This is a genomic window from Lentzea sp. NPDC005914 (assembly GCF_040629405.1).
In the GTDB taxonomy this organism is placed as follows: domain Bacteria; phylum Actinomycetota; class Actinomycetes; order Mycobacteriales; family Pseudonocardiaceae; genus Lentzea.
Map to the genome: position 1 here is coordinate 23,599 of NZ_JBEXVQ010000034.1, position 23,654 is coordinate 47,252.

General features: G+C 68.2%; 16 protein-coding genes and 2 pseudogenes. 15 read left to right on the forward strand and 3 right to left on the reverse strand.

Annotation, left to right across the window (positions count from 1 at the left end; translation table 11 throughout):
• The first annotated feature begins 272 nt into the window (after positions 1-272).
• The 9 genes from ABZ345_RS36195 (at position 273) to ABZ345_RS36235 (ending at position 11,438) form a co-directional block, all read left to right on the forward strand.
• The gene (locus tag ABZ345_RS36195; protein WP_359858985.1) at positions 273-4,862 is read left to right on the forward strand and encodes an Hsp70 family protein; all 4,590 of its coding nucleotides are present in this window, start codon (positions 273-275) and stop codon (positions 4,860-4,862) included.
• Positions 4,863-5,033: 171 nt separating this feature from the next.
• The gene (gene ligD, locus ABZ345_RS36200; RefSeq protein ID WP_359859142.1) at positions 5,034-6,974 is read left to right on the forward strand and encodes a DNA ligase D; all 1,941 of its coding nucleotides are present in this window, start codon (positions 5,034-5,036) and stop codon (positions 6,972-6,974) included.
• A 111-nt stretch (positions 6,975-7,085) separates the two neighbouring features.
• Positions 7,086-7,457: an STAS domain-containing protein gene (locus tag ABZ345_RS36205; RefSeq protein ID WP_359858987.1), complete on the forward strand. Its 372-nt coding sequence runs from the start codon at positions 7,086-7,088 to the stop codon at positions 7,455-7,457.
• Positions 7,458-8,284: 827 nt separating this feature from the next.
• Positions 8,285-8,761: an aldo/keto reductase gene (locus tag ABZ345_RS36210; RefSeq protein ID WP_359859144.1), complete on the forward strand. Its 477-nt coding sequence runs from the start codon at positions 8,285-8,287 to the stop codon at positions 8,759-8,761.
• A gap of 248 nt (positions 8,762-9,009) precedes the next feature.
• Entirely contained in the window at positions 9,010-9,465 is a 456-nt protein-coding gene (locus ABZ345_RS36215; RefSeq protein WP_359858989.1) for a hypothetical protein, read from the forward strand.
• Positions 9,466-9,471: 6 nt separating this feature from the next.
• On the forward strand, positions 9,472-10,218 hold the full coding sequence (locus ABZ345_RS36220; RefSeq protein ID WP_359858991.1) for a response regulator: 747 nt from the start codon (positions 9,472-9,474) through the stop codon (positions 10,216-10,218).
• Complete coding sequence (locus ABZ345_RS36225; RefSeq protein ID WP_359858993.1) at positions 10,215-10,640, forward strand: hypothetical protein; 426 nt, start codon at positions 10,215-10,217, stop codon at positions 10,638-10,640. The genes ABZ345_RS36220 and ABZ345_RS36225 overlap by 4 nt, the downstream gene beginning before the upstream one ends.
• 100 nt (positions 10,641-10,740) lie before the next feature.
• Positions 10,741-11,109, forward strand: coding sequence for a hypothetical protein (locus ABZ345_RS36230; RefSeq protein ID WP_359858995.1), 369 nt, complete (start codon positions 10,741-10,743; stop codon positions 11,107-11,109).
• Positions 11,106-11,438, forward strand: coding sequence for a hypothetical protein (locus ABZ345_RS36235; protein ID WP_359858996.1), 333 nt, complete (start codon positions 11,106-11,108; stop codon positions 11,436-11,438). The genes ABZ345_RS36230 and ABZ345_RS36235 overlap by 4 nt, the downstream gene beginning before the upstream one ends.
• A 134-nt stretch (positions 11,439-11,572) precedes the next feature.
• On the opposite strand, the pseudogene ABZ345_RS36240 reads toward ABZ345_RS36235, so the two are convergent.
• The 3 genes and pseudogenes from ABZ345_RS36240 to ABZ345_RS36250 form a co-directional block, all read right to left on the reverse strand.
• A pseudogene (locus ABZ345_RS36240) lies at positions 11,573-11,662 on the reverse strand (transposase); the annotation flags it as partial.
• Positions 11,663-11,668: 6 nt separating this feature from the next.
• A complete protein-coding gene (locus tag ABZ345_RS36245) occupies positions 11,669-12,982 on the reverse strand; it encodes a protein kinase (protein ID WP_359858998.1) in 1,314 nt (437 codons plus the stop codon).
• Positions 12,983-13,627: 645 nt separating this feature from the next.
• Positions 13,628-16,195 (reverse strand): LuxR C-terminal-related transcriptional regulator, encoded by a 2,568-nt coding sequence (locus tag ABZ345_RS36250; protein ID WP_359859000.1) that lies wholly within the window; start codon positions 16,193-16,195, stop codon positions 13,628-13,630.
• Positions 16,196-16,255: 60 nt separating this feature from the next.
• Here ABZ345_RS36250 and ABZ345_RS36255 point away from each other — a divergent pair.
• The 6 genes and pseudogenes from ABZ345_RS36255 to ABZ345_RS36280 form a co-directional block, all read left to right on the forward strand.
• Positions 16,256-17,407: pseudogene (locus ABZ345_RS36255) on the forward strand (acyl-CoA dehydrogenase family protein); the annotation flags it as partial.
• Positions 17,408-17,429: 22 nt separating this feature from the next.
• Entirely contained in the window at positions 17,430-19,088 is a 1,659-nt protein-coding gene (locus ABZ345_RS36260) for an alpha/beta fold hydrolase (RefSeq protein WP_359859002.1), read from the forward strand.
• Positions 19,085-19,867 (forward strand): alpha/beta fold hydrolase, encoded by a 783-nt coding sequence (locus ABZ345_RS36265; protein ID WP_359859004.1) that lies wholly within the window; start codon positions 19,085-19,087, stop codon positions 19,865-19,867. The genes ABZ345_RS36260 and ABZ345_RS36265 overlap by 4 nt, the downstream gene beginning before the upstream one ends.
• The gene (locus ABZ345_RS36270; RefSeq protein ID WP_359859006.1) at positions 19,861-21,315 is read left to right on the forward strand and encodes a long-chain fatty acid--CoA ligase; all 1,455 of its coding nucleotides are present in this window, start codon (positions 19,861-19,863) and stop codon (positions 21,313-21,315) included. Before ABZ345_RS36265 ends, ABZ345_RS36270 begins: the two co-directional genes overlap by 7 nt.
• Positions 21,312-22,520, forward strand: coding sequence for an ABC transporter substrate-binding protein (locus tag ABZ345_RS36275; protein WP_359859008.1), 1,209 nt, complete (start codon positions 21,312-21,314; stop codon positions 22,518-22,520). The genes ABZ345_RS36270 and ABZ345_RS36275 overlap by 4 nt, the downstream gene beginning before the upstream one ends.
• A gap of 10 nt (positions 22,521-22,530) precedes the next feature.
• Positions 22,531-23,631 (forward strand): FAD-dependent oxidoreductase, encoded by a 1,101-nt coding sequence (locus ABZ345_RS36280; RefSeq protein WP_359859010.1) that lies wholly within the window; start codon positions 22,531-22,533, stop codon positions 23,629-23,631.
• Positions 23,632-23,654: the final 23 nt, after the last annotated feature.

The window sequence follows — 23,654 nt, forward strand, 5'->3', positions numbered from 1 at the left end:
TTCCTTCTGCGTGCTCATGGGGTTGCTCGACCTGGTCTTCCTGCCGCGCTCGGATTTCTGGAAAGCCGAAAAGCGACCCCTCGGAAATAGCCGGGGAGTCATGGGATGTCCAGCCGCGGAAAACCTCGACGCAACAGCTTCCATCACTCGAACAGCGCAGTCGCCCGAGCTGTGAATGTGCGTTAATGACCTGTCCCGCGCGTCCGCGATTGATGAGCTCGGGAACTGTTGGTGTGCATGGAGAACGTGCCAGCGCGAGTCAGGGGTTCAGGGTGAGTGAGCAGCGCGTGAAGAACGCGATGAACGGCAGCGTCGGCCGCGACGCGCTGCAGGCAGGACACATCGGCGAAGTCCACATTTATGGCCAACAGATGGACACAGGTGACAAAAACGGGACATTGCCCGATCGTCTCCGCACACCGTTGTTCGAACAAGTGCAGGACTTCCTCGCGGGCGGTGCGAAACGGCGCCTGGCACGGGCCGGCGACCGGCTGGCACTCGTCTTCTCGACCACCCCGACGGAGAAGGCGGCGCGGGAATACCGCCGCGCCCTCCGGCTGGCACTGCGCGTGGACTCCGCGCAGGCGAGCGTCTTCTTCCAGGCCTATGACAGCCGGATACCGGTCGAACGCTACCCGTTCACCGAGGCCGACGAACCCTGGCTGACCGGGTTGACCCTTCGCGCGGACCACCACGTGCTGACCGTCGTCTTCGAGCTGACCACCCGCCTGCATCTGGTCAAGCCGCAGATCCGGGCCCGTGATCGGCTGACGGACGTCCTGGCCGACCAGAGCGACGCGAACACCGTGATCTTCCACCTTCACCGCTGGCAGGAACTGAAACTGCTCGAACCCGCCGCGGTGAAGCGGATCCTGGAAGCCTACGTCCGCCGGGCCTCGCTGGAATCGGATCGGTCGTTGTGGCAGAAGTTCTTGCTGCACTTGCCACAGGCGTTCCTGCCGGACCTGTTCGAGGTGCACTGCCTGCTCGACCGCGGACGTCTGGCAGTGGAGCTGGCCGACACGCCCGCGCGGATCGCTCAAGCCATGGCCTGCTGCCTGCGGTGCACCGAGGTCGACGACGTGGCCGCTGGACTTGAGCTCGCCCGTCACCAGCGGGACACGGACCACGTGGTAGCGCTGTCCGGCCGCCTGGCTGACCTGCTGTTCGAGGCGGAGCGGTACGCGGAGGCGCTGCCCGCCTACCGCGAAGCCGGGCGGCAGGACCGGGTCAGCCACTGTCACGAGGGGCTCAGGCAGTTCTTCGAGGCGCTGGCTACCTGCCCGCCCGGCCAGGCCGAGCGCCTGGTCACCCTCGCCGACCTGTGCCTGCCCGACATCCAGGTGTTGGTGGACCGGCAGCAGTTCGTCGAGGCGGCACGTCAGATCCAGAGCGTGATCGTCAGCTTGGACCGGACGGCCGAGCGCACACCGGAGCTCGTCGAGCGCCGCGATCACGCGGCCTCCGTCCGCGAGGGCCTGCTCGGCGCCACGCGACGCCATTTCGGCGCACAGGCTCGGCGAGCGGCCTCGGACAGCACCGAGCTTCGGCTGGTGCACCAGACGTGGAGCCGGTTCGAGGAGGCCGCCGGCGAGCTGGTCCTGGCCGCGTTCCGCGCTGAGGACGCCGACGAGTTCTTCCGCGCCAACCGCCTGTTCCACCAGGCGGGCCAGTTCGGCGAGGCCGCACGGGTGCTGCACAGCGACGACACCCCGCAAGGTCTGGCCGCGCGCGCCGAGGCCTACGAGGCAGGAGGTGACCTCACCGGCGCCGCGCGCCTGTACGAGCGGTGCGACCAGCGTGACCACGCGGTGGACCTCTATCTGCGCTCGGGTGACTTCGCGGACGCCGTGTACTGCCTGCTCCAGTGGCGCGGCACCGAGGCCGTCGAGGACGTGCGGTTCGAGGAGAGCCTGCGGCGGTGCGGCGACCACGACGAGCTGGTCCGCCAGTGCCTGTCCGCGATCAGCGCGCGGGGTGCGAGCTCACGAGGTGTCGCGATCCTGCGCCGGTTGGCCGACGAACGAATGGTGCCGCCGCAGCTGTCGCCAGAGGTGAGCGAGGCCCTCAACGCGTTGGGTGCGCGAGAGCGTCAGCTGTTCCAGGAGCGGGCCCAAGCCTGGGTCGCGCGGGCCCGAGCCGAGATCGACCAGCGCTTCAGCCGCGCCTGGGGGTTCGACCTCGGCACCACCACGTGCGCGGTCGCGATCTACGACAGCCGAACCGGGCAACCCGTGTTCTGTCCGTGGAAAGGCGAACCCCAGTTCGCGTCGACGGTGAGCCTGGACGAAACGGGCAACGAGCTCATCGGTCTCAGCGGGGAGAGCATCCTCGCCCAGTGGCTCGTCGGCCACATCGATCTGGCCAAGCGCCGCATGGGCCGGCGCACCCTGTTCAAGATCCGGGACCGTTCCTACCGCCCGGAGGAGGTGGCGGCGCGGCTGATCCGCCACGCCCGTGGCATGGTCGAGAGCTTCCTCGCGACGAAGGTCCGTGAACGGGTGGGCGAACTGGCGAGCGCCGAGCTCGGACAGGTTCGCGACGAGTGGCTGTCGTGGGCCGAGCATAACCACGACCTGCGGCTCGACCGGCCGCAGTCGATCGTCACCATTCCCGCCTACTTCACCAACAACCAGAAGGACGCCACGCGGTCAGCCGCCAAAATTGCCGATGTGCATCTGGTGCGCCTGATCCACGAGCCGACGGCGGCCTGTCTTGCCGCAGCGCGTGAACGGCGGTTCACGGGCACCGTGGTGGTGGTCGATCTCGGTGCGGGCACACTCGACATCAGCGCCGTCTGCGTCGAAGACGGCGTCCACGAAGTCCTGAAGGTCGGTGGTGACACCGGTTTCGGCGGCAAGGACCTGGACACGGCGATCGCCCAGGTCCTGGTCAGCCGGCTGCGGCAACGAGGTGTCGAGGTTCCCTCCTCCGGCAGGTCCCGCAAGCGGCTGGAGGTCGCCGCGGAAGCTCTGAAGATCGCCCTGTCGACCCGTGAGCACGCCTCCTACCCGCTGCTCGCCTTCGGCTCCGCGGGTGATGTGGAGCTGGAACTGACTCGCGGAGAACTGGCGGAGATCCTGACCGAGCCGCTGGCCCGGCTGCGCCGGTTGTGCGCGGACTTCCGGGAGTCGCTGGACATGCCGGTGGACCGCCTGGTTCTGGTCGGCAGGCCGATGCTGTCCCCGTTGTTGAGTGACGCGGTGCGGCACGCGTTCGAGGTCCCCAGGGTCGAACCGACGGACCCACGCACCGCGGTGGCCAGCGGCGCCGCGCTGCAGGCGGCGGTGCTCGAAGGTCTGCTCACGGACGTGCTGCTGCTCGACGTCACTCCGTTGGCGCTGGGCATCCGCACGGTCGACGATCAGGAGCGGCATTCGTTCACCGAGCTCATCCCCGCCAACTGCACGATCCCCACCAGGCGGTCGCAGACCTTCACCACGGCCGAGGACAACCAGTCCGGTGTGAACGTCGAGATCTTCAACGGTTCCCTGCACACGGACGCCAAGATCGGCCAGTTCAAGCTCACCGGAATACCCCCTGCCGCGAAAGGTACGCCCAAGATCGAGGTGACTTTCGACCTGGACAACAGTTGCGTGCTCAACGTCACGGCGCACGACCTCGGAACCGGGCAGGCCACCTCGATCAGCGTCACTGACACCACCCTCCTGCCACCCGCGGAGGTCGCCGACCTCACCCACCGCTTCGAACAGCAGCGCGACCACGAGGACCGCAGGCGCCACCTCGACACCTTGCGCGAGCAACTGAGGGAGCTCGCCGAGGCGGCCATGTCCGAGGACAGCGTCGCGGCCTGGAGGGAGTTCCGGCAGCGCCAGAGCGCACACAGTCCTTCGACAGACGCCCAGGACCCCAACACGCAGCAGCAGCTCGTCGAGATGTTCAACGAAGCCACCCAGACGGAGCTGGATCTCGAACTGTGCCGGCGCTCGGCGCAAAAATGCGCGCAGGCGGCGTTGACCCACCTCGCCCAGCCCACCCTCGATCTCGCCGAGGATCTGGACGTGACCGCCCGGATTGCCGATCAGCTTCGCGATCGACTGGCAGAGCTGAGCCGCCTGATCACCCAGGTCACCCGGTGGAGCGCGGTGCTGACCCGTCTCGCGATGACAGAGCCGAACCCGCTGCTGCGCTTCCGCACGCACGTCGACAGCGGCAACTACCGCCAGGCGCTGGAAGCGATCGCTCAGCTGGCCGAGCCTCTGAGCGATCCCTCCGACATCGACAGGCAGGCGCGTTGTCTGGCCGAAGTCGGTGACGTGGACGGGTATCGCGCGCTGCGCGGCGCCACAGCACCGGAGGCGACGCTCGCTGCGCTGGTGGACATCCAGGTGGCGCTGACCGGTGGCGGAATCACCACGTGCACGGGATTCCTCATCGAGGAGAGGGTCGTGGTCACCAGTCGCGCCCAGATGATCGAGCCCGGCACCGACCGCCCGGTACCGGACCACGCCGTTGTCGTTGCAGGCGCCCGGTCGGTGGACGACATCTCGACGCGGGGCGGTCTGGCGGTGCTGCACCTGACCGAGCCGATCCCGGTTCCGGTGCCACGACTGGGGCACACCTCGCTGGTCCGCATCGGCGACCAGGTCCACGTGCCTGTCAGAGGCGAGACGGCGGAGGCGGACTGGACGGTCCACAGTGGTGTCGTCGACCGGTTCGAACCCGCCCCGGGCGGTGCTGGGCGGCAGCTCCGCGTCGGAATCAGGCTCGAGCCCTCGTCCCTGGGGGCGCCTGTGCTCGACGAGCTGGGAGAAGTGGTCGGGGTGATCACCGCCTGCGACCCGGACCATTTCGCGATAACCGGCATCGATGCTCTGAGGACACCACCTGTGGTGCCGTAGACGCATGGCTCGCGGACGGCGTACCGAGAGAACAGGCATAGCCGACCTGCATCGACGCGCAGAATTAGGCCGATCGGGTTACCTTCAGATTCCTGGTGAGAAGGCAACACACCAGGAACGGAGGTCACCGTGGCCGTGGCGCACGACTCCGTTCCCGCGTGGATCGACCCCATGCTCGCCAAGCCCGACGGTGGCCTTCTCCGTGAGGGACCGCAATGGGCTTACGAGTACAAACTGGACGGCTACCGCGTGGCGATGCGGATCGCCGCGGACGGCACGACCGTGCTGACCAGTCGCAACGGTCTCGATCTCACCGCCGAGTTCGCCGAGCTGACCGGTGTGTTCACCGCGGCGCTGCGAGGGCGTGCCGCGGTGCTCGACGGTGAGGTCGTGGTCTACAACGAGGCCGGCCAGATCGACTTCGGTCTGCTGCAGCAACGTCGCGGCCGCTTCCAGAAGCACCGCACCGCCCGGCGCACCGAGCCGTTCGACGACCTCCCGGTCCGCTTCCTGGCGTTCGACCTCCTGCAGCTCGGTGACCAACTCCTGCTGGGCGAACCGTACGAGCAACGGCGGCACCAGCTCACCGAACTGCCGATGCCCGACCCCTTCCGGGTCGCCGTCGTGCCGTCGTTCGCCGCGGCCGAGCTCGCCGCCGAACGCCTCACCCCGCAGCGACTGCTCGAGCGCGTCGCCGCGGAAGGACATGAAGGGCTGGTGGCCAAGCGGCTCGACTCGCCGTACATCCCCGGCAAGCGGCCGGACTTCTGGTGCAAGCACCCCCTGGTGCAGACGCGCGAAGTCATCGTGTGCGGCTGGCGGCCCGGCCAAAGCGGCTTCACCGGCACCGTCGGAGGGCTCCTGCTCGGCGCGCACGATCCGGAGACCGGCGAGCTGGTGTACATCGGCGATGTGGGCACCGGCTTCACCCGGCAGGAACGTGATCAACTGCGCGATCAGCTCCAACCGCTCGAACGCTCCCGCCATCCGTTCGCGTCCACTCCCCCGCGTGAGGACGTCGTGCGCGCCCGGTGGGTGGACCCGGTGCTGGTGGGCGAGGTCCGGTTCCGCCAATTCACCCGCGGCGACGACGGCAGACTGCGGCACACCGCGTGGCGGGGTCTTCGTCGTGACCGCGCACCCGACGAGGTGACCGCGCCACAACCCGGGCGGCCCACACCACCCGCCGCTGACGAACCGGAGATCGGCGGCCGGGTGACGGTGAAGGCGGGTAGCCGCACCTTGCGACTGTCCAACCTGGACAAAGTGCTGTACCCAGACGGCACCACGAAGGGCGAGGTCATCGCCTACTACAGCCGGATCGCGCCCGTCTTGGTGCCGCACCTGCGTGACAGGCCTGTCACGTTCGTCCGCTTCCCGAACGGCGTGCATGGCCAGAAGTTCTTCCAGAAGAACACCGACGCGAGCGCGCCGGACTGGTTGCCGGCAGTGGAGTTGCGAGGTGGTGGGTCACGACGCGGAGGCGATGAGATCGTCCGATATCCGCTGATCCACGAGCTCGCCGCGCTCGTGTGGGCCGCAAATCTAGCCGCGCTCGAACTGCACGTTCCTCAATGGACGGTGACCGGCGGCGTGCGGAACTTGCCGGACCGGCTCGTGTTCGACCTCGATCCCGGGCCGGGCACGACGATCGTGCACTGTTGCAGGGTGGCCGAGCGCCTGTACGACGTGCTCGCCGCGGACGGGCTGCTCCCGGTGGCGACGACCTCGGGCTCAAAAGGGCTGCAGGTCTACGCGGGCATCGAAACCACGAGCCCGCAGGCACCCTCGGCGTACGCGAAGGCGATCGCGGTGGCCTTCGAACGGGACACGCCCGAGGAGGTGACGGCCACAATGGTGAAAGCCCGCCGCGAGGGCAGAGTCCTCATCGACTGGAGCCAGAACAACCCGGCCAAGACCACCATCGCACCCTACTCGCTGCGTGGCCGCGACGAGCCCACTGTGGCGACCCCGGTCACCTGGGACGAGGTCCGCAGCTGCCGCAGACCGGAGCAGCTGACCTTCACCGCGGACGAGGTGCTCGAACGGGTGTCGGACGTCGGCGATCTGTTCGTGCCGATCGACCAAGACAAGGCACCGTTTCCTCGTTGATGCCGGGTGCAGTTGAATACCCGCTCCTGCGAGTCGTAGCGTTCAGCTGACTTACGGCGATCATGCTGGAAAGGACACCTTCAGCAGTGTGGGTGGAAGGAGCGGCCAGCGGTGAGCGACCGGGAGGAAAGGCCGCAACTTGCACAGGCGAAGGCCTTCGCCGACAACGGCGTCGTGGTGGTCACGCTGACCGGCGAGGTCGACATGGTCAACGCCGAAGAGATGCGTTCCGCTCTGCAGGCACAGCTCGATGCCCGGCCTGACGTGCTGGTGGTGGACCTCGCGCTGGACTTTCTCGGCTCGGCAGGTCTGATGATGCTCATTCAGATCCACCGCAGCGCCGAGCAGGGCGGATCGCGGTTCGGTGTCGTGGCTTCCAGTCGCCCTGCCTGGCGTCCACTGGAGCTCAGCGGGCTTGCCAACGTCTTGCCGTTGTTCGACTCTGCGCCAGAGGCAGTGAAGTCGTTACGCACAGGCGACTAGCCGCGTTCGGCGGTCCCGCATGAGCTGGCGGTGTTCTGATTGTCTGGAGAACGCACCGACGCGAACGCTGTGTGCGAAGCAGCGACCCCCGCAACATCCCCGGTTGAGGGTGCGTCAGGCGGCGGTGAGCTCCCGGGAACCTGGCGGGCGCGGTGCGGGCGATGACGCAACCGGTGCCCGCACCGCGCAACCAGACGGCGCGGAGGCTGGCTGCTTAACGCACCGCGTCAAGCCCGGCCAGACCACACTTGCGCGGTCTCCACCGAGTCCGGCGAACCAGCCCGGCGACCACCGAGTACCCACCGTCGCTTCGCTTACACCGGCAATATCAACACATGCGTCGGCGACCTTGACAACACGGCTGTTGCACACCGATGAGGTCAGTCGTCTTTGGACGTTGAGCGGTGCCGGGGCGGGCCTGCCGCGACGAAGTCATGGACCTCGGCGAGCGGCTCGCCTGTGGGGTGCCAAAACACGGCCGCACTGTCTGACCTGCGCTTAAGGTTGCCGCAGGTTCGTTGATCAGTTGCGCCAGGTCAGGGGTGTCGCGGCCAGCCCCTCTTGGAGCGGGGCGAGATAGGCAGCTCCGACGCCCGCAAGCGCCGCGGTGCGGCTGTATGTCGCCGCCAGAGCCAGACCGGCCACGGCCATCTTCAGCATTTGTCGGCACCCGAGAAGCGATCGCTGGGATCGTCCGGAATCGTCGTCAGCGAGTTCGGGCTCGGGATGGGCCGGCTTCCGTCGAGTCGCCTCGGCGGCCCAGACGACGCCGAGGCCTTGGAGATCCTGGCAACGGCTGTTGACGCTGGCATCATCTTCTTGCGCGCCTGGGGACCGACTACGTGGACGTGCTTCTGCTACACAGCCCTCCCCTCGAGATGTTCGACAACACCGTGCGTCCGTATCTGACGGCGGCGACCCGCATGGTCGAGGAGGGCAAGGTGCGCACCGTCGGCCTATCCCTAGGCCCGAGCACCGCTGACGAGCTCGCGTTGGCAGTCAAGACCACCGGCTGCCAAGTCGTCGAAGTTCGGTTCAACGCCATGTACCAAGCTGCCCTCCCCGCCTTTGACCTCGCTGCCGAGCGCGGAGTCGGGGTCGTCGTCAAGGTGCCGGTCGAATCTGGTTGGTTGACGGGCAAAGGAGTGCACGGTCTCTTCGACCGATCACGCTCAAGGCGCTGGACGGACGAGGACAGAACGAGACGAGCGGAGCCGGCCGACGAAGTCAGTTCGGTACTACCTGGCGGAGTGGACCTCCCAACTGCCGCATTGCGGTTCATCCTGGGCCACGAGGCGGTGTAGACAGTCGTCCCAGGCGTGAAGTCCTTGCAGCAACTGCACTTCGACGTTCGAGCGTGCCAGGGTCGCTTGCCCGCCGAGGCTGTTGCACGCTTGCACGGCCTTGGAACCCGATACAACTTCGGCCCGCTGCCCTGGTAGTTCGCGCGTGACGGGCGGCCAGACACCCACGCTCGCCGTGATCCGCACAGGCCCACACCCACGTCGACAACGCGGCCAAGCAGATCGAGGCTGGTTACGACGCCCGTGTCGTGGCCCAGCGGTTGCGGGAGGTCACCGCCGAGCGCCGGCGGCAGTTGCTGATGCAGGAGCAGCACGTCGGTGCCGTCGACATCTTCAAGAACGCGGTCCGAGCGCACGGTGATCGGCTGACTCTCCTGTCGTCACCACAGCTAGGTGGCCTGACCGTGCCCCGCGCCCACGCGATTCTGCTGGAGCAAGGACTCGCCGATCTCCTCAAGAACGTCGTCGAGCACGCCGGTGGATCGGTCGAGCTCGGGTTCTCCGTGGAGGACACCACCATGTCACTGAACGTGCGGGACTTCGGGCCCGGTCTCGGGCAAGAGGAGTTCGCACCTCCCGGCAGCAAACTTCGGCAGCTGCAGGAGAAGCTGCGCCACCACGGTGGAGATCTTCTCCTGACAGAACCACAACCCGACGACGGCGCTGAGGTCCGGCTCGTGCTGCCGCTGCAACCGAAGAGGTGACCAGGTATGCGAGTTCTGGTTGTAGAGGACGAGGGCATGTCCGCGGCCATGGCCGTGACAGAGCTGACCGGAGCGGCGCCCTGCGAGGTCGTCGTGGTCACGGACCCGATCGAGGCGTTCGTGCGTCTGAGCCGGGAAAGGTTCGACGTGGCCGTGGTCGACATGCTCTACCAGAAACACTCGGACGAGTTCGAGAGACGACGACGTCTCGGCGACGTCCGGCTCACCGACGCACGGCTGCACCTCAGCGGCCTCGCGGTGCTGCGCGCCGCCGACGAGGCCGGCACGAAGGCAGTGCTGTGGACGAACGGGGAGCCGAACCGTCGTCTGCACATGATGTTCGCGCTGGAAGAGCTCGGCTGCCGGACGATGTGCCAGAAAGACGCGGTCGGCAAGCTGGCTGTCACCGTACGGGCCGCCGCCGAAGGACGTGAGCACATAGATCCGGTACTGCGCATGCATCTGCCGCCCCGATCCTCCCCTTCGCTTCGCGACACCTTCCTGCACTCGGAGACCCGGCGAGCGTCCTGGCGCGCGATGGCCTTGGGACTGCACGACCATTCAAGGATCGCCAAGGCCGTCGGCATCGCGTCCGGTACCGTGCGCAGACGCGTCGAGGACATGCGAAGCCGGCTCGTCGCATTCGATCCGGGCTGTTCTCCAGAAGGACCGCCCACGCCAGAACTCGTCCGGTACGCGAGCCAGAACTGGCAGTTCTTCCTCGACGACACCGTGCGCGAGATCTACCCATGACGCCGCACGTGGGCGCTGGACGATTCCGCATCTGGTTTCCGCGCGTCGCGCTCGTCGTCCTGCCGGTGTTGTGGATCTATCTGGGAACCACGCTGCCGATCGCGACCAACCGCGAAGTGACAGTAGATGTGTCCTGCTCATCCGGCTTTCCGGTAGCAGCCGTCTGGATCGAGTCGACGTCCGGAGCCTCGTGGTACGCAACGGAAAGCCCGCGAGGAACCGCACCCTTCCAGCGGTTCACGTTCAAACAGCGGTTCATGGCGACCTACCAGATTCGGGCCGGATGTGGTGGCACACAACAACAGTGGGGCATCACCGCGGTTTCGACTTACGGCGCCAACCAATACCGACGAGTCGTCTGCGACGACGTGCACATCAACTCGATCTCCGTCGAAAGCTGCGCGGACCGGCCTGGAGGATGACGCACCGGAGCCACATTTGTCCGCTGCGCCAAGGGTTTCCAGCGAGCAAGGTTCATGGTGAACGTGCACGACAGGTGCACCGAAAGATCGAGGAGACACCGTGAACCCCGTCCTCCGCATCGCCACGGCCGCCGCCGTCGCGGCTCCACTCGCAGTCATCCTCATGACCACGGGTGCAAGTGCCGGCGTCCACGCCGCGGCAGGCCCGTACATCGGCTCGAACTCCGGCGGCGCCTGGCTGCGCAACGCCGCGTACCTGGGCGAACAGTTCAAGGTCAAGTACGTCGGCAACGGCACGCCCGTGACGATGGTCTGCTGGATCGACACTCAGATGGTCCGGCCGCCGGACTCCGACTACGCCTCCGCGCGCTGGTTCAAGGTTGACGTGCCGAGCGTCGGCGTCTACAAGGCCTACGTCCACTCCTCCCTGGTGGAGAGCCAGTCGTCGGTCGGGATCTGCCCGCGATGAGCATCATCCGCCGCCTATGGGCCGGATCGATCGGAATCATGCTCGGCGCGCTGTCCGCCGCTGTGCTCACGGCTGCGCCCGCGCAGGCGGCCACCGAACTCGGCGGTGTGGACATGCAACGCGGCTGCGGCAGCAACTACTGGCACGCCGAGGTCTACTACCCGAACCAGCACGTGTTCGGGTGGCGGTGCACGCACGTGTACTCGAGCGGGTACGTCGGAGTTGCCGACATCGACGTGAACGCCGTGTGCGCCAGTCAGTACGGTACGGGTGCGTACAGCGGCTATCTGGACTACTACAACCCGTACTCCTGGCGCTGCTACCGCTGATCGTCGCAGAGAACGGCATCTTCGCCTCACCGGGCAGAGATGCCGTTCTGCACGCGGCAACAGTGCCTGCTCAGGACGAGGTGATGCGCGTGCGCTGGGCTGATCGTTGTGGTGTTGGGACTGATGACCGCATTGATCTTGGGCTCGAAGCCGGCGTCGCGGTCCCGCGGCACGTCGATCTCGACCGGGCCGATATCGGTGAGCACGGTCATGGACCGGGTGCCGACGTTTCAGTTGGCGGTGGAGCAGGTCACGGCCGGGCGAGCGGGTTCAGGACCGGCGGCGACGAACCCGAACGAGGTGGTTCCCCCGGCAGCGAGCACAGCGTTGTGGCCGGCGTTGGTGACGGTCACCGCGGTCGCGTTCTGGGTCAGGGTGCCGTTCCACAGGTTGCCGATGGTGTGGCCCGCAGCCGGCTGCCACGTGATGGTCCAGCCGGTTAGTCCGCCTGGGCTGGTGTTGCGCACGGTCACCTCGACCTGGTAGCCGCCCGGCCACGAGTTGGTCACCTCGTAACGGGCAACGCAGGCGGTCGCGGTCGTGACCGTGGTAGTCGCCGTGGTGGAGTTGGTCTGGGCGCTGCTGCTGGGCCGGTCGCCCTGCACGACGGTGCCGATCACAACACCGGCGGCGACCAGGACGGCCGCACCGGCGACCATCGCGATCACCCGGCGTGGCAGGTGGCGGCGGACGAGCAGCATCCGCGTCCCGCTCTTCGGGGGCGCAGCGGGCAGCGGCAGTCCCTCCGCGACCGCCGCGAGCAGCTTGTGGGCCTCGGCCATCGTCGGGCGTTGTGCCGCGTCACGATGCAGGAGGCGCAGGAGCACCTCGCCGAGCGGGCCACCCGACCGTGGCGGCTCGAACTCCCCCCGGACCACGCGTTGCAGGAGCGCGTAGGGGTTGTCGTCCACACCGAACGGCGGCGTGCCCTCCAGTGCCGCGTAGAGGGTCGCGCCGAGGGAGAACACGTCCGAGGCGAACGTCGCCGCCTCGCCCGCCGCCACCTCCGGCGCCAGGAAGGCCGGCGTGCCGACGATCAAGCGGGCGTCGGTCACCGTGCCTTCGCCGACCGCGCGGGCGATGCCGAAGTCGGTGATCTTCGCGATGCCGTCCTCGGCCAGCAGGACGTTGAACGTCGAGACGTCCCGGTGCACGATGCCCTCTGCGTGCGCCGCCGCCAGCGCGGCGGCGACCTGCCTGCCCACGGCCGCGACCACGCCCGGCGGTAGCGCGCCCCGTTCGGCGATCAGCGCCGCGAGGCTGCGGGAGGGCAGGTACTCCAGCACCAGACAGGGCTTGCCGTCGTGCTCGACGACCTCGTACACCCTGATCGCGTGCGGGTGCCGCAGCCGACCGGCGACCCGGCCCTCGCGCAGCAGCTGCGCCACCGCGTCCGGGGACCGCCGGTCCGTGTTGAGCAGCTTGACCGCGATCACGCGGTCGAGCTGCTCGTCGCGCGCCTGCCAGACCACCCCCATGGATCCTTGCCCGATCGACGACACCAGCCGGTACCGCCCGGCGATGACCTCACCCTCTTCTGGCACATGCCGACGCTACTTGGCTGAGCCGACCATCGGCCACCTTCGACTTCGCAGATGAAGCTCTCCCGGTACTTCGGGTTCGCGCTGCTGTCGGCGCTGCACGCCCCTGGTGAGTGCCGTAGGTGGGTCTGATTCCAGATCAGCGTGCGGTCCAGCAGTTCGGTGCGAAGGGTCTTCACCCCAGCGCAGTCTTGAGGATCTCCCACATGGTGGAGGCGGCGATCGTGACACCCAAGAGCGTGACTTCACCGTGGATGCGTCGACAACGGCGCTTCATCAGGTCGCGATACCACCTCACCACCGTGTCCGGGCTGACCGACAGCCGGAGCGGGCGCAACCTCACGCGAGCCAGGGGCGCGAGTAAAGCGGCGAGCAACGCCCTGTCCTCTGGTCGCAATCGTGGGCGCTGATCGCCGAGCTGCCGGCGCAAGACCTCGAGCTGATGGCGCAGGGCGAGGATCTCGACACACGGCCGCGATCATGCCGGATGATGACCACTACCCGTCGACGCCTCCTGACCTGCACGGACGTATTTGTCGGCACGCACAGCATCCCGATCTCGTGGTCGTCCCCACGACGTCGTTCCGGCGTCCTGTCTCAAGCCGACGACCAGGTCTCCATCACCACACCCAAGGGCAAGTTGACGGGTCAAAGCAGACTGAGCTCACGGGCGCGCGCCACGGCTTCGGTCCGGTTGCGCGCCTGCAACCTGCCGAAGATCTGGTTCAGGTGCCACTTGGTGGTGCCGACGGTGATGAACAGCTTGTCCGCCACCTGCTGGTTCGACATGCCGGTGGCGATGAGACCGAGGATGCGGCGTTGCGTCTCGGTCAGCGTCTCCACGACCCCGATCCCCTCCACGGTCCGCAACGCCGGCCGTTGTTGCTTCGGCGCGGCTCGCATGCGGGTGAGCAGATCAGTGACGAACTCCGGTGCCGTGGCGCGCACGTCCTTCATCAGCCCCACGAGCACCGGGCCTTCGTCGACGAACGTGCGCCGGTATCCATCCGGGGCGGCGAGTTCGACCGCGCGGGCCAAGGGAGTCGTGCACGGTTCGCCCAGCGCGTGCCGGGCGAGCGCGGTGACCACGAGGATCGCCACCAGGCTGCCGTCCCGGCCTTCGCGGGTCGCACGTTCCTCGATGAACGCCAACGGTTCCAACGCTCGTTGCGGAGTGCCCGTCGCGATCAGCAGCCGGGCCCTGGCCAGCTGTTCGTAGTCCGAAGAGGACGGTTGGTCGCCGCTGATCTCGCGCAACGACTGCTCGGCGGCGGCGAGGTTGCCTGAGCGGGCGTGCAGTTCGGCGATCGTCGCCACGACCAGCCGGGCGCGGCGGTAGTCCTCGGCGGCGTCGGCTTGCCGTCGTGCGGTGAGCAGCGCGCTGAAGCCCTCGTCGACGCGGCCCTGTGCGTGGTGCAGGCGGGCGAGGGTTCGCAGGCCCAGCAACGAGTACGAGGTCGTGCCGAGCTGTTCGCAGTGGGCGATGCCATCGGTCAGGTGTGTGCGGGCGGTGTCGAGCTCGTCGCGTTCGTAGAGCAGCGTGCCGAGCGGCACCTCGGCCAGGCCTGCGATCGGGGTGTTCTCGTGGCCGCGCAACCCGTCCCGGCACAGCAGCACGGCCTCGCGCAGCCTGCCCTGCACGTAGAGCAGCGGAGCGAGGTAGCCGGTGGCTTCCAACGTGCTCAACGGGTTGCCGCCGCGTTCGCCGACCCGCACCGCCTCGCGCAGCACCTCGATCGCGCCGCGTCGGTCGCCGGTCAACCTGCGTGCCTGGCCGAGCACGCCCAGTGCGGCCGCGCGGAAGAACGACGTGCTGCCACCCAGCAACGTCAGTGCCGCGGTCGCCAGTTCCGCGGCACGCACCGACCGGCCGTGGGTGAGCGCCAGGTAGGCCTGGAAGGTCCGCAGCATCGCCAGGTCCTCAGCCGGTGCGTCCGGTCCCATGCCCGCGTCCGCCAGTGCTGCGTAGGTCTCCGCCTCGTCCACTCGACCGGCGAGGTAGAGCAGCCAGCCCTTGAACCCGGCGAGGTCGGCGTGCGCGCGCACAACGTGTTCGTCGAGCCGGTTGAGCCATGAGAGCAGCGTGGCCAGTTCTCCGCGCCGCACCTGTTCCTCGGCGTGGGCGCGCACGGCGGCGACGGCCAGGTCCACCTCTCCCCCGGCGACCGCGTGCCGGATGGTCTCGGCGGGCATGTCCCTTGCCGCGTACCAGTGGGCCGCTCGCCGGTGACACTTCGCGGCGGTTTCGGGATCCAGCTCCGTGCGCAGGAAGTCCGCGAACAGCCCGTGATAGCGGTACCACCGCCCACTGTCGTCGAGCGCTGTCAGGAACAGGTTCGCGCGTTCCAGCGACCGGATCACCGACGCGCTGTCGGGCCGGCCCGTCACCGCGTCGCACAAGGACGGTGTGAGCGACTCCAGCAGGCTCGTGCGCACCAGGAAGTCCCGCACGTAGTCGGTCTGGCCGCGCAGAACCTCCTCGGCGAGGTAGTCGAGCACGTACCGGTCGCCCGAGCGCAGCCGCACGGCCGGCCCGTCCGCCGCACTGCCGTCGCGCAGGCCGATGCCGAGCAGCTGCAACGCGGCGGCCCAGCCCTCGGCACGGGACGTGAGCGCCTCGACGGTCGGTACGGGCAGCTCGCGTCCGGTCAGCGCGTACAGCATCTCGGCGGCCTCCGCCTGGGAGAACCGCAGCTGGGCGGCCCCGATCTCGCCGACCAGCCCACGTCCGCGCCACCGGGCCAGCGGCAGGTCGGGGTCGGTGCGGCCGAGCAACACCAGGTGCAACCGCGGCGGGCAGTGCTCGACCAGGAACGTCAGCGCGTCCAGGATCTCCTGGTCGTGCAGCAGGTGCACGTCGTCGAGCACCAACACGGTGTCCTCGGAGTCTGCTGCACGGTCGTTGACCAGCGCCGTCATCACCGCAGGCGCCGCCGCAGACCCCGCTTCGAGCAGCGTGTGGGAGCCGCCGAGCGCGGTCACGAGGTAATCCAGGAACCGGCCGGGCACGTCATCGTCGGAGTCCAGCGCAAGCCACGCGCTGTGGCCTTCGAACTCTCGCAGCCACGTGCTGACAAGGGTCGTTTTGCCGAAACCCGCAGGCGCGGTGACGAGGGTGAGCGGCCGGGACGGGACAGCGTCGAGCAGGCGCAGCAGCCGGGACCGGACCACGGTGCCCGCGCGCGCCGGCGGGACCAGCAGCTTTGTCGCCACCACCTGCACAACCCCAAACCTAACTTTGGACAGGGCCGCCAGCCAGCGCCCCCGCCGAACATCATGGGCATGGACGCAAGAGACCACTCCTTCTCGGGAGACTTCTACCGGCTGGCGGACGACCTGCCCACCGAGGATCTCGAACTGCTCGCGCGGTTGAAGGACTTCCTCGACACCGAGGTCGCCCCGGTCGCGAACTGGCACTGGGCGCGGGAGAAGTTCCCGCACCACCTGATCGAGCCGCTGGGCAAGCTCGGCCTGACCGGGCGCACCAGCCTGTTCGACGGGTTCGTCACGCTGGCCCTGGCGAGCACCGACCCGTCGTTCGCGACGTTCTTCGGCGTGCACACCGGGCTCGCGATGGGCTCGATCGACCTGTGCGGCTCGGAGGAGCAGAAGCAGCGCTGGCTGCCCGCGATGCGCCGGTTCGAGCAGATCGGCGCGTTCGGTCTGACCGAACCGGAGGTCGGCTCCGCGGTGGCACGCGGCCTGCGGACCACCGCTCGCCGCGAGGGCGACGAGTGGGTGCTCGACGGCGAGAAGAAGTGGATCGGCAACGCCACTTTCGCCGACCTGACGGTGATCTGGGCGAAGGATCTCGAGGACGGCAACGTCAAGGGCTTCGTCGTCGAGAAGGGCACCCCGGGCTTCAGCCCGGTCAAGATCGAGAACAAGATCGCGCTCCGGACGGTGCAGAACGCTCACATCACGCTGACCGGGTGCCGCGTACCGGAGTCGAACCGGCTGCAGAACGCTCAGTCGTTCGCCGACACCGCCGCTGTACTGCGGATGACCCGGAACTCCGTGGCCTGGCAGGCGGTCGGCTGTTCGACAGGCGCCTACCAGCGTGCTTTGGCCTACGCCAAGGAGCGCGAGCAGTTCGGGCGGCTGATCGGCGGGTTCCAGCTGGTGCAGGACCTGCTGGTGAGGATGCTCGGCAACATCACCTCGTCGCTGTGCATGGTCGCGCAGCTCTCACGGTTGCAGGACGCGCGGAAGATGACCGAGGAGCAGGCCTCTCTCGCGAAGGCGTTCTGCACCAGCAGGATGCGCGAAACGGTCGGTATGGCCCGCGAGCTCATGGGCGGCAACGGAATCCTGCTCGACCACGAGGTCGGCCGGTTCGTCGCCGACGCCGAGGCCATCCACTCCTACGAGGGCACGCGCGAGATGAACACCCTCATCGTGGGCCGGGCGATCACCGGCCAGTCCGCTTCGTCTGACGAGGAGACGTGTCATGACCAACGCAGTGGCCGTCGACGCGATCGGCGGTCCCAACCCCGTGGTCGGCTTCCGGCGCAAGGACGTGCTCGACTCGTTGCGCACGGTCGTCCTCGAGGCCGCCAAGCACCCCGGTCACCTCGCGGGCAGCCTGCGCCACCTGGCCTCGGCCGCGGTCGACGCCGTTCGCGGCCGTGGCGAGCTGACGCCCGGCCCGAAGGACCGCCGGTTCACCGATTCGGCATGGCGGCAGAACTTCCTGTACTGCCGGATGATGGGCGTCTACCTGGCCGCCGAGGCCGAGCTCGACGCGTGGCTCGCCGGCACCCAACTGTCCGATGTGGACCGGGAGCGGGCGAGGTTCGTGCTCTCGCTCGGGCTCGACGCGCTGGCGCCGAGCAACCTGCCGCTCAACCCCGCCGCGGTGAAGCGGTTCATCGACACCGGCGGCGAGAGCGCGGTCGAGGGTGTGCGTCACTTCGCCGGTGACGTGCGGCGCAACGGCGGGTTCCCGAGCCAGGTCGACACCGACGGGTTCAGCGTGGGCGGCAACCTGGCCACCACACAGGGCTCGGTCGTGTTCCGCAACGAGGTGCTGGAGCTCATCCAGTACCAGCCGGTCACCGAGCAGGTACGCGCCCGACCGCTGGTCATCGCGCCTCCGCAGATCAACAAGTTCTACGTCTTCGACCTGTCGCCGCAGAAGAGCCTCGTGAAGTACGCGCTGGAGCAGGGTTTCCAGGTGTTCGTGATCTCGTGGCGCAACCCGACGGCCGAGCACCGCGACTGGGATCTCTCGACGTACGTGCTGGCGATGGAGGAGGCGATCGACGCGGTCCGCGAGATCACCGGCAGCCCGGACGTGAACCTCGCCGGGGCCTGCTCCGGTGGTATCGCGTCGGTGTCGCTGGCCGCGTACCTCGCCGCGCGGGGGAAGCCGGTGATCAACGCGCTGACGTTGTTCGTGAGCGTGTTCGACATGGCCGACGACAAGACGTTGCTCGGGATCTTCGCCAGCGAGGAGACCCTGGCGGCGGCCAAGCGGCACTCACACGTCCGCGGGGTGCTGGACGGCCGCGAGCTCGCCAAGTTGTTCAACCTGTTGCGCCCCAACGACCTCATCTGGACGTACTGGGTCAACAACTACCTGCTGGGCAAGAAGCCGCCGACGTTCGACATCCTGTACTGGAACAACGACACGACCAGGTTGCCGGCGGCGTTCCACGGTCAGCTGATCGACATCTACCGGGACAACGCGCTGGCGCACCAGGACGAGGTGGTGCTCGACGGCACTCCGCTGGACCTGGGCAAGATCACCGCCGACGCGTTCGTGATGGCGGGCACGACCGACCACATCACGCCGTGGGACGCCTGCTACCGCTCAGCACGACGACTTGGTGGCAACGTCGAGTTCACGCTCAGCAACTCCGGCCACATCCAGAGCATCCTCAACCCTCCCGGCAACCCCAAGGCGAGCTACTTCCGCAACGCCGAGCTGCCGCAGGAGGCGCGGGAGTGGCAGCAGGGTGCGGAAAGGGCCGCGGGCAGCTGGTGGCCGCGGTGGGTCGAGTGGCTGACCGAACGCTCCTGCTCGCTCATCGCGGCGCCGGTCACGCTCGGCAGCCACGAGCACGCGCCGATCGAGGCTGCGCCGGGCAGCTACGTGCTCGCATGAACGTCGACGTCTCACCGGGCGAAGGCGTGCCGCTGCTGGTGTGCAACGGGATCGGCGCCAACCTCGAACTCCTCGACCCGCTCGTCGAGGCACTGCAGCTCGTGGAGGGTCGCCGGATTCCGGTGATCCGGTTCGACGCACCGGGTACCGGCGGCTCCCCGACCACGTTGCTGCCACTCCGGATGCCCGCACTCGCCAGGACGCTCGGGCGGCTCGTCACCGAACTCGGCCACGACCAGGTCGACGTGCTCGGCATCTCGTGGGGCGGTGCGCTGGCCCAGGAGTTCGCGCGCCGCAACGGAAAGCTCTGCCGCCGAGTGGTGCTGTGCGCGACGTCGATGGGCATGGTCATGGTGCCCGCCCGGCCGTCGGTGCTGCTGACGCTGGCGAGTCCGTTGCGGTACTTCGGTCCCCGGCACATGAAGGAGACCGGACAACGCATCTACGGCGGCGGCTTCGGCTCCGACCCCGCGGTCGCGGCCAGGTTCGCCACGCACACCAGGGCACCGGACCCGCGCGGCTACTACTGGCAGATCGCCGCCGGTATCGGCTGGACCAGCGCGCACTACCTGCAGTTGCTGCGGCAGGAGGTGCTGGTGGTGGCCGGTGACGACGACCCGATCATCCCGCTCGTCAACGCCCGCGTGATGACTCGGCTGCTGAGGCGTGGACGTCTGCACGTCGTGCGCGGTGGCGGTCATCTGGCGCTGCTGACCCACGCCGGCGAACTCGTCCCCCTGATCCACGACTTCCTCACCGAAGGAGAACCGAAGTGCTGAACCTCGCGATGATGCTGGAGACCGCGGCCGAGCAGTGGCCCGCCCGCGACGCTGTGGTGTGCGGTGACACGAGGCTCACCTACGCCGAGGTGAACGCCGCCGCGAACCGGGTGGCGAACCTGCTGGTGGCGTCCGGCATCCGGCCGGGTGACCGGGTCGCGCTCTCGTGCGCGAACCTCCCGCAGTTCCCGGTGATCTACTACGGCATCCTCAAGGCCGGTGCGGTCGTGGTGCCGTTGAACATCCTGCTCAAGCCGCGCGAGATCGCCTACCACCTGATCGACTCCGGTGCTCGCGCGTATTTCGGCGGCACTCCCGACGCCCGCGCGGGGTTCGATGCGGCGCCTGGCCTCGGGTACTTCTTCGAAGCGTCCTTCGTGGACGATCAACCCGCAGAGTTCGAGGCGGTCCCGGTCGAGGCCACGGACACCGCGGTCGTGCTCTACACCAGCGGCACCACCGGCACGCCCAAGGGCGCCGAGCTGACCCACGCCAACATGACGCTGAACACCCTGACGTGCCACAAGCTCTTCGGCACCATCGACCACGACGTGCACCTGGTGACGCTGCCGTTGTTCCACTCGTTCGGCCAGACCGTGCAGATGAACTCGGGCTTCGCCGCCGGGGCGACTCTGGTGCTGCTGCCGCGTTTCACGCCCGGAGACGCGCTGGAGTCGATGCAACGGGAGCAGGTGACGTTCTTCGCCGGTGTGCCGACGATGTACTGGGCGTTGGTGAGCACGGACGCGTCGGGCTACGACCTGGGTTCGTTGCGCATCGCGGTGTCTGGCGGCGCGGCGCTGCCGGTGGAGATCCTCGAACAGGTGCACAAGGTCTACGGCGTGGAGATCCGCGAGGGCTACGGCCTGTCCGAGACGTCGCCGGTGGCCACGTTCAACCATCCCGGCCGCGAGGTGAAGCCCGGTTCGATCGGGCAGCCGGTGTGGTGCGTGCGGGTCAAGCTCGTCGACGCGGACTGGAACGAGGTGCCCGACGGCGAGGCGGGCGAGATCGCGATTCGCGGCCACAACGTGATGAAGGGCTACCTCGGCCGCCCGGAAGCGACCGCCGAGGTGATCCGCGACGGCTGGTTCCGCACCGGCGACATCGGGGTGCGAGACGAGGACGGCTACTACTTCATCGTCGACCGCGCCAAGGACATGATCGTGCGCGGCGGTTTCAACGTGTACCCGCGCGAGCTCGAAGAAGTGATCATGACCCACCCGGACGTGAGCCTGGTGGCCGTGGTGGGCACACCGCACGCGAGCCACGGCGAGGAGGTCAAGGCGTTCGTGATCCGCAAGCCGGACACCGCGGTGACCGAGGATGCGCTCGTCGCGTGGTGCAAGGAGAACATGGCGAGCTACAAGTACCCCCGCATCGTCGAGTTCCGCGACGCCCTGCCGATGACGGCCACCGGCAAGATTCTCAAGCGGGAGCTCCGATGAGGTGCCGGCCGGATTTCCGCAACGGTGCCGCTGTCGTCACCGTTCTCCTGTTGTCCGCCTGCGGCGCCGCACCCCACCAACCGCACGTCCGCACCGGCCAAGGGGTTTCCGACACCGCGATCGAGCTCGGCGTGCTGTCCGACCTGAGCGGACCCTTCAAGGCGCAGGCGTCGGCCAGGATCTCCGGGTACGAGCTGTTCTTCGCCGGCCGCAACGCGCAGGGCGGCGTCTGCGAGCGCCAGGTCCAGCTGCACGTCAAGGATCACGGGTATGACGTCGACCGCGCCATGTCCGCCTATTTCGAGCTGGAACCGCAGGTGCTCGGCTTCCTCGACATCACCGGTGCGCCGATGACCGCGGCGATCGGCCCGGACCTCATGCAGAGCAGAGCACTCGCCGCGCCCGCGTCGTGGTCGGCCGCGCTGCTGGGCAACCCGCACATGATGATCGTCGGTGCGACCTACGACATCGACGTGATCAACGGGCTCGACCACCTCCGCCAGCAGGGCGTGCTGCGCGAAGGTTCCGTGATCGGGCACCTGCACCTGCGGGGCGACTACGGCGAGAACGCGCTGGAAGGCAGCACTTTCTTCGCGGCGAAGTCCGGGATGACGGTCGTCTCCCAGTCGATCGGCGGGACGACCAACGACGTCACGGCGCAGATCGCCGCACTCAGGGCGGCCAAGGCGCAGGCCGTCGTGATCACGACGACCTCGAGCCAGACACGGCTCGCGATCGCCGCCGCCCAGAACTGGGACGTGCCCTTCCTGGTGCACGTCGTCGGCTACGACCCGGTGATCACAGACAGCCGCGTCCTCGTGATGTCGTCCACCGCGCCGCTGTCGGCCGACGTGCCCGGCGCGCGGTCCGCCGCCGAGGCGTTCCGAGCGAAGTACCCCGGCGTCCGGCCGTCGGGTCCCGTCGTCGACGGGTACGCCGTCGGCCTCGCGTTCACCGCAGTGCTCGACAAGGCCTGTGAGACAGGAGATCTGACCAGAGAGGGCGTGCTGCGCGCGTTTCACGACACGACCGACGTCGACACGCTCGGCATCACCGCGCCGCTGCACTTCTCGCACGCGGGCAGGCCGTCCAGCACGCAGTCGTACCTCAGCAAGCCGGACTCCGGCGCGCCCGGCGGCCTGACCGTCGTGCGGCCGCTGTTCGAGTCACCGCTCGTGCAGCTCAAGGCAACCAAAGCGAAGTGAGGGAGACGGCATGAAGCCGCGAATCCTGGTGATCGGTGCGGGTGTGGCAGGGCTGACGACAGCGCTCTGCGCCCGCCGGGCCGGGTACGAGGTGGTGATCGCCGCCGACAGGTTCGCCCCCGACATCACCTCCGTGACCGCCGGCGCGTTGTGGGAGTGGCCGCCCGCCGTGTGCGGACATCATGGCGACGAGGCGTCACTGGAACGATCGAAGGCGTGGTGCCTGACCTCGTACGAGCGGTTCCAGCGATTAGCCGGGCACGCGCACAGCGGCGTGCACGTGCGGCCCGCGGTGTTCTACTTCCGCAGCCCGATCGAGGCCAATCCGCTCGAGCACCGCAAGATGCTCGAGCTCGCACAGCACGTCCGCGGCTTCCAGTGGGACGCCTCGCTCGCGGAGCGCAACGGCGTCAACCCTTCCGCGAACGTCGCCGACGCCTACACCCACCTCGCCCCGATGATCGACACCGACGTGTACCTGCGCTGGCTCTACGGGCAGGTCACCAGTTCCGGGTGCGTCGTCGTGCGCGCCCGCATCGAGAATGATCTCCTCGCACAGCAGCCGGGTCTGCTCGCGGCGTTCGGCGTGGACTTCATCGTCAACTGCGCCGGGCTCGGCGCGATCGAGCTCAGCGGTGAGTCCATGTATCCGTTGCGGGGCGCGCTCATCTACGCGCACAACGACGGCGGTTTGGCGCCGCGCATCGGCAGCGCCCACCTCATGGCGCACAACTCGGCCTACGGCCCCCAGAACATGATCTTCATCGTGCCGCGCGGCAGGTATCGGCTCGTCCTGGGCGGACTCGTGGAGCCGAACGAGTGGGACACGGACCTCACGCTGGACAACCACGCGCCGGTACGCGAGATGCTCGCCCGTTGCCAGGAGTTCCTCCCCGTGCTGCGCAACGTCTCCCTGTACAGCAACGGCACGGTTCGGGCGGGACTGCGGCCGATGCGGCACCAGGGCGTCCGGCTCGAGCACCAGGTGGGCACTCGGATCCTGCACAACTTCGGCCACGGCGGCTCCGGTGTGACGCTGTCCTGGGGGTGTGCCGAGGAGATCGTCCACCTGCTCGACGCGATGTCCACGACCGCCACCACGGCTGGCTGAAACCCATCTCCGGGCAACGGTGT